This window comes from Orientia chuto str. Dubai (genome assembly GCF_000964595.1).
GTDB lineage: Bacteria > Pseudomonadota > Alphaproteobacteria > Rickettsiales > Rickettsiaceae > Orientia > Orientia mediorientalis.
Genome location: NZ_LANP01000032.1, coordinates 1 through 8,487, shown reverse-complemented (window position 1 = coordinate 8,487; position 8,487 = coordinate 1). Strand labels below are relative to the sequence as shown.

Annotated in this window: 2 protein-coding genes; both read right to left on the bottom strand. The window is 29.2% G+C overall.

Annotation, left to right across the window (positions count from 1 at the left end; translation table 11 throughout):
- Positions 1-319: 319 nt before the first annotated feature.
- The gene (locus OCHUTO_RS04400; protein WP_045797585.1) at positions 320-4,603 is read right to left on the bottom strand and encodes a hypothetical protein; all 4,284 of its coding nucleotides are present in this window, start codon (positions 4,601-4,603) and stop codon (positions 320-322) included.
- Complete coding sequence (locus tag OCHUTO_RS04395) at positions 4,604-7,051, bottom strand: VirB4 family type IV secretion/conjugal transfer ATPase (RefSeq protein WP_045797584.1); 2,448 nt, start codon at positions 7,049-7,051, stop codon at positions 4,604-4,606.
- Positions 7,052-8,487: the final 1,436 nt, after the last annotated feature.

Sequence of the window (8,487 nt, the reverse complement as noted above, 5' to 3'; positions counted from 1 at the left end):
GGTGTTTAGGTATTAGTGGATAAAATTCTTCTAGCCTTTTTCTTTTGAAATAGCATTTTTCATCATTCAACACTCTGAGAATATTTAATGATTCATGTCTACCATCTTCAATTGAAATTTGTACATCATTTTTAAAATCATTTTGAAATTCATTTATTGGTTATATATCGCATACTATATGTTGCACTTTTTGTCTCCAAAAATACAGCTATAGCAGGTAGTTTTAGAATATTTTTATAAATTATTCTAAAATTGTTATTCAAAAGGTCGAATATAGGGGCATAATCATTATAACTATATTTTCCAATTTCTCAGAGCATTATTTATTAGGATCAGAACAAGTTATAGACGATGCATCCATTATTGTAGCTACTGTACCTGACTTTTTATTCTCTAGACATAATGCTTGTTCTGATAAAATAAGCTTACCTTGAATATTCTTACACATTCTTCTGCATATATTTTTACTAAATGTTTTTTTAGGTAATAATATATGATTTGAATTTAAGCATCTTGGAGTAGACATCAATTTACCTTCTTCAGCTTCTGACCATATAACTCCATTTTCAACTACTTCGGAACATTTGTTTGCACTACTACTTGCACTACAAGTTACAGCAGATATAGGACTTGTAAATACTGGGTTACCATTACGATCTAGTTCACACTTTCTAATTGCATTTGGATTAGATAACTTATAAGATGAATTTATACATTTTGGTTGAGATGCTTCATCTACCTCAACTGCAGGCCATATAACTCCATTTTCTGATTTTTCAGAGCATCGTACCTTATATTGTTCACATCCAATTTTTCTATTATGTGGCTTGTCAAAAACTGGTTTTGCTGTATCTCCAGATGTAAAATGAACATTTGAATTTGCATCTATAGCTGGATCAAATACACAAAGTCTTTTTAGAGAATTTTTATCAAAAGGCCTGTATTTTATCTTTGGATTAGTTGCTGATTTGCATTTTCCAATAGCTTCGTCACCAGGATTAGTCTCTGGCCATATTGCATTGTAGCTTTCTTCCTGTTTGCATTTTGGTATATCTGATATTACTTGACATAATCCTAGCTCTAGTGCGCTTTTACTACGGAACCTTGTTTCTTCATCACTTTCATAAGGTAATTTAATTGAAGCATTATCTCTATCAATATTTTTCTCTTCTGAATTTTTTGCATAACATAACTCAGTTGGACAACGTTTTATCACATATTCTTGTTCGTCACCTAGAATAAACTTATCATTATTGCTTAGTGTAGTGCAAAGCTTATTTTTAGGGCACTGCTGAATTCTATTACCACAGAATTTAGGATCTGTAATTGTAGACTGAGTATCTAATTTGTTAACATATTTCCTTACTTCAACTAGTTCTCCAAGTAAGTTAGAACCATTATAATATTTAATAGAACTATTGTTGGAAAAAGTATGAAATGCACTTTTAGATAATTTATTACAAGATTCTAATTTAGTAGTACTACATATAAATTCAGTGACAGATTTGTTTTTTTGATTCGTCGTAGATGCAAGAGCATCATCTGTACATGTTTCAATATCTATAACTGTACCATTGTCTGATATAGTAAATGCAGGTTTACATTTATATTTTATATTTTTACATAAATTATTAATTACACTACTACAGATTGAATTTTCATTTGTTTGAAAAATACCAATTAGCGATGATTCTGATCTTAAAGCTCTATCTGTTAATTTAGTATTGGCTAGATCCATTAATTCATTATTAGTACATTTTTGAACATTAACTGTACATCTGGAAGAATCTGTATTACACTTCAAAATTTCTTGTACAGAATTAAATCTATAAATATATTTTCTAGGAAAATATGAAACACATTCTTTAGATTTTATGTTCTGAGCGCTACAATTACCAATAGTTTGCAGTATTTCCTCTTCAGTTTTGATAGTACTACCTTTTTGCAATGCAGAATTGCTAGAGTTATTCTTTTCTAACTGATAATATTCATTAGCTTTTAATTTCAAGCAATTTGGATAATTATCACTACTCTCAGTACATAATCTTGTACTAGGATTAATTCTATCTTCTATTGAATAACTAACCTCTTTACAAACTTTTTGATCAAATTCAGTTTGAGTAGTATTGCTGTGCGCTATACATTCTGGATTTGTTTTTACTTTAGCTAATACACACATCTTCTCATCTAGTGGACATTTGGAAATAGAATTGCTATTTGGGTTAATGCAAATAAGCTTTCCTCCTACTACATACTCATTATTTATAAACTCTATTCCTCTAAGGTAACGATATTTTGCATTAGGTGATAGTACATCTTGAGCTTTTGCAGGTGGTTCTGAATCATATTTTCCCCATTTAGTACCTACATTAGGTAATACAGAACCTTTGCTATCAGTAACGTAAGCTGCATAATCGTATCCTGCTAGATTAATATTAAATTGAGCATCATCTTTATCGTCTTCAGTAAAATTATTGCTATTTTGATGATGACTATGTTTTGCTTCAATACAACCTTCAAGAGAATAATTTGTTTCGGCTTCTTGTACTTTAAGCTTGATACCAATATCAGGCTTAAAATGATTATTTTGACTATTGCTACACTTAAAAGCAGTAGGTAAAGGTGGAGTAGCACGCTTTACACAACCTATCAATGGTTTTTTGGAGCTAGTATTATATACACAAATATCATCTGGAGTTTGTTCATGAATAATTTTTGCACCATCGCATGTAACATTACCATCTAAACTCTGGAGCAGCTCTTGGCATACAGACCTAGTAGTACGAGTTATTAATGCTATTAAGTTTTTACCACTAAACTTAAAGCTTTCTTTGACCAATCCATTTTTTCCTTCTTTTATTTTATTTTGATGAAAAACTAATTTTTTATCATCAAAATTTCCAACATCTACTCCATATATTCGTTGGCATAATTGTGCTCCATCACAACAACTACTTGCTCCTGGATTAGCTGGAATTGGACATCTAGCTCCAACACAGTCAGGTAAACAATAATTAAATTTATCAGATGGCTCTAATTTACTTAAGTCATCAACTATTGCACCTTTAATATTAGTTGTATACAATACTCTAAATCCTATTCCTTGACAACCAAGTAGTTTATTATCTCCTTCTTGGCAACCATTATAATTAATACATGGTTCCCCAGGATTACTATGATTACATGGTCTTAAAATATCATTATATTTTTTTCTAATTACTGAAGGGCCAAACAATTCAATATTTTGAATCTTAATGCACTGATTAGCTTGATAACTTGCTTCTCCTTCTTCCCCACCTGAACAAAGTGGTAACTGATAGCTATTACTAATTCTTATAGCATTATTAATAACATTATTATGAATATTTGAAACTGCGCATTGACTACCATCCATAATGTTTGTTTTTTGCAAATTCTCTAGATTAAGCTCTTCTTTAGTACAAATAGGCGTAATGCTAATTTTTCCAAAAGCGGTTTTTTGAAGCTCATTATAAAAAGGAGGCGGAAATGGCCCAAGTGGCAACTCAACACATCCTAGTACTTCAGGATTTACTACTCTATTAAGATCAAAAACATTTTTAAGTATGTCTATAAACTTACTACCTATAAACTGAATAACTTGACCAATAAATCGTACTACATCCTTTAAAAAACTTAATCCAATTTTATCTACTACTATACCTACCAGTGATGCTAATGCATCTGATAACCCAACTCCAGCATTAATTAATTCAATTAATATTTTTCCGACAGGAAAAATTTGACTTCCAGAATGCAAAGGTTGATTTATAGGATTGTAATCAAAAGGATCCAATAATGATGATAGTGATGTAAGAGAAGGATCAACATATACGCATAACTTAGGAGCTATTATTCTAATTTTACAATTATTGTCTACACTATCATAAGTCACATCAGGTTCTTGTCCCCCATAAGTATTTAAGTGATAACATCTAGTATAACCAGGATCATCTTTAGCATTATATTGACACAATGGATCATTGTTTATATCAGCTGCACAAGTGTGCTTTTCATCTACCAAATCCAATGGTTTAATATATGGTATAGCTATTCTAGCACACAGTCTTAATAGTGGTATACCTAAACTAGTAGCAAAAACAGCACAATCCCCATGGGATAATGTAGAATCATTATGCCAACATGCAATAGCATTACAGCTTTGATGTCTTACCCGAATTTTAGGATTAAAGTACGATGTCGCTGCAGTTTCTTCACCACAATATCGCAAATATCCTGGAGCATAATACCAATCAGGAGTTTGATTGTTATCAATTACTGTAGTCCAAAATTTTGCATCAAATATTGTTACTGGAGCTGCAAATTTCAATAAGCAACCTCTTCTACCTCCATACTTATTATATGGAGGGCAATTTTCTGTACTTGTAAAAGAGTTTCCCTCTTTCTTTTCCCAAAAAGATATGTATTTTCCTCTTCTTTTTATAATATCTCTAAGGTTATTGTTATCTCCACTCCAATCTTCAACTCTTGTACCACGAAACCATGTGCAAACAGAAGCCGAAGCATTAGTAATAATTATGAATATAGCAACAATTACAATTAAAAATGCATTTAGATGTTTCATTTATTCGCTATTTTGAAACTGATCATAAACATTACTTAACCATGATGAAGGAGCTTCATCACCAATTTTTTGCTGAATTTCATGAAAAAGATTAAGATCTTCTTTATCAGCTGATAATAACTTTCTAATAGCTGGAAATCCTTCCAAATTAAGCTCTAAAATAACATAACTATTATCTTGTTGCACCATAAAAAATCTAGAATTTGGTGAAATAGTATTAAATTTTTTAGCTTCATTAGCTTTTAATTTACAGATTTCTGCAATAGGAAAATTTCTTATACCAGTTGGTAGTATAATTTTAGTGTTATTTAAATTTAACCAATTTTTCCAAAAGTCTGAATAATAGAACTCATTGTTTTGATGTACTTGAACAACAGACAATATTATTCCGTTATTTTGGGATAACTGCTCAGCAATATGTTTAATTAAGTGAATAAAAACTTGTTCTACTATTAAATCTGGCATGTTATCAATAACTATTATTTTAGGATTTTTAGATGCTATAAGACTAAATTTTTTAATTAAAGAAAATATAATTGCGGATCTTAGACAATGAAGAGTTTGTAATTTTTTCTGGTAAATTTCTGGTTTTTCACCTACTTCAGAAACATAAGACTGACTAAATTGATAATCAGTGTAATCAGCTAAGTTGATAGCAGTTATATTATTGTCTAAAATTTCAAATGCAGATGATTGATTAAAATTTTTACTACATCTATCATCATTGATAAATAAGTTAATACGCTTTTTTATACTAGCACCAGCATCATAATTCCTAAAATTAAAAGCCTTGCTAATTTTAATTAAAGAACGAGATTCTGGTGCTATATCAGTAACTATAGCAGCTAACTCAGTAACACATTCAATTTCGTTATCAGTTAAATTGTTAAAATAATGACCTGTTATAATCTTCAAAAGTTCTAGGAGGTCGGCAGAATTTTCTAAACAGCTTAATGGATTAAATATAAAGCCATCATTATACCATTTTCCTTCTATTCCTTTAATAAAAATTTGAGCATTATTTCTATTAGTTAAATAAAGTATTGTGGGAGAATATTTTGATGATTCAGCTAGTAGAAAATTAGCAATAGTAGCTTTACCAGAATTTGCTGTTCCGATTATACAAGTATGTCCTTTGGCAGTTTTATCATGAAAATTCATGAAATATGGAGTACCATATTCTGTTTGAAATATAGTAACAGCTCTGCCCCACACGCTATGTTGCATACCAACAGGATAATGTTGTAATGCTGCTAGAGCAGCTACATTATCAATAATATTATAAGAAACACGTCTAATATAATTAAAATTACCTGGTAACTGAGCCCAGAATGTTTGTGCTAGATTGATATCCTCTCGAACATGTGTTATACCTTGTTTTCCTAATCTTTGTGATATGTAAGATACATTACTTTCAAGCGTATCAACATCATCATCCATAATCATTATACTAATTTGTTGATGACAGAACTGTGGTAATATATCAGAATCTACGATAGCATTTATTCCCTTAAACATAGCTAGTTCACTATCCCTGCTGGCACTAACTACTTTACTTTGTTGAGTATAGCTACTAGCTGCCTTTTCTTGATCAGCAAAGTAAAAAATTTCTGTAGCAATAAATTCTATAGGAACGTATATGCACTTACTAATTATCTCATCTTTAATATCTTGGTATTCTTTAATACTTAAAATAGCGGCAAATTTTTTGTCTTTTTGATGTACAATCTCTATCTTATCTCCACCAAAAAAATATTTATGGGTTGCTAGCTGTACAGAACAATCAACATCTTTTACTTCTACTGCACCAATATTAAGCTGTATCATTGTTTGGTAAAAGCTTAAAAGGTCAGAATATGCATTGTTATTTTCAATTCTAATTGTTAATTTGCGTGGGTTATAGCGTTTCAATCCAGCAATAATATTATTTGTAACAAGTGACAATTTTTCTAATGAAGAAGCTATAGAATCATCATAAAAGCTATTCAATGTTTTAAACGATAAAGAATTTAAAAAACTATCGAAGTTTCGAATATTTAAGTTACACCCATGACGCACAATCGATATATATAAAGTGCTAACAAATTTATTCTGCAAGTAGTTTTTTTTGCTCCAAATGCTATGAATAAAATTTGGTAATGCTTGATTGTATGGTGTAGAATCATCAATGTTATCACAGTGTCTTACAACATGTATCCAGACTGCAAAGCTGCTATTAATATAACTTTTAATAGCATTACGTATTGCTGCTCTAGTACCTAGTAAATCCTTATTAGTATATTCAGAATTAATACCTTTTATTTGTAGTATTTGAATTAATTCACCATTTTTGGTTAATAAAGTTTCATTATTGTAGTGGCAAGCTATAGGAATAAAATCCTGAGCATTGTGATTAAACTGTTTTTCATCTATTTTTCTACTATGTAAAAATTTATGTAAAAACCCCATAAATTATAAGCTTATATTGTTTATTAGCATAACTATATTAATTTAATATGATATTTACTATCTTTTCATTACAACAATTAAATAAAAAATGTAAATATTACAGCAATGTTACTACGTTACTACGATTAAATTTCTATCAAAAAATATTTATATAGAATTTAAAACTCAAAATGGTAGATGTTATTAAATTTAACAACAATGCTGAATATGCTAAAAAAGAAAAAATTGACAGTGCTAATTACCTTTATGGATGGGGTATGCTATGAATGAGATTGCAAAAATTAGAAAGCAAGAGTAGTAACACGTAATAAGTAATTACTGTCAAAAGACAAATATTTTTAACGAAAAAGAAATATAGCTACTGTAATACCTAAAGTAATAAAATTAGTTATAACTCCAAAAATTATAGTACTAGCAAGAATTGTTATAAAGGTAGTAACTTTAAGATTATAACAAAGTAGCACATATTCTACTCTCTGCCAAAAAGTAACTATAAACACAAAATGGAACACATAAAGGTCTCATTAGCGAATAAAATAATAAAATATTTAAATAAAATTCAAAACTACTTAATTTAAAACTAAGCATGGGAAAGCTAGAAATTAGCTTTTATACTTACAGCTTCTACCTGAAGATAAAAGAAAATTAGATCAGTCAGAGCATTGTAACTACGATAACTTCATAACATCAGGCACACTTATTAGTGATTATAATCAGATTGCAACAGTGAATAATTTAGCAAAATCTGCTAATCATAATGTTATGCTAAATCAGCCACAATTTGTGGCTAATTATACTTTAGCGAATGACGTATGAGATATCTCATCAACAGATATGGCAACACTCAATAATCCACTATTAAATGAGATTCAAGCAAGCACTAAAAAAGACAGTGGAGTAAGAAGATTTTTATGTTCAAAAACATCATTGCAATTATGATTGCTTATCACTTAACATTTTTTTTATTAAAAACTATAGACTGCAAAAAGAAGTATAGAAAAGTTAATTTTTCTTAACTTACAAACTTCGTAAAATCTACTATTAGCGTATGTGTTAATTAATTTAGTTAATATTCAACCTTAACTGTAACTGTATAAGAATTATTTGTCAATATTGCTAACAGGTTTAAAAAAATCACAAGTAATATTACATCGCAAATTTTAAACTAAAAATTTAATTTTCAATTTAAAAACTAAAACTTAGAATTTATAAACTCCAAATCTTAAATTGAGGAGATTTTTAAGCTCAAATTAAATGTTACAAAATTATTACAAAAAGTTTGCTATAAAACGAAAGTCATAATATTAGGTCAATAATTTAACTAAAAAATTGATAGAGTATAAGTTGATTATTTTTTATAAAACATGGAGGAATTGAGTATGCCAGCAGTAAAATTTACAATAGTAGAGTTAAGAAAAATTGAGATTCCAAGTGAA

Bases quoted from the DNA above. Each gene is read 5' to 3' on its own strand.
- OCHUTO_RS04400 (WP_045797585.1), bottom strand. From the start codon at position 4,603: ATGAAACATCTAAATGCATTTTTAATTGTAATTGTTGCTATATTCATA.
- OCHUTO_RS04395 (WP_045797584.1), bottom strand. From the start codon at position 7,051: ATGGGGTTTTTACATAAATTTTTACATAGTAGAAAAATAGATGAAAAA.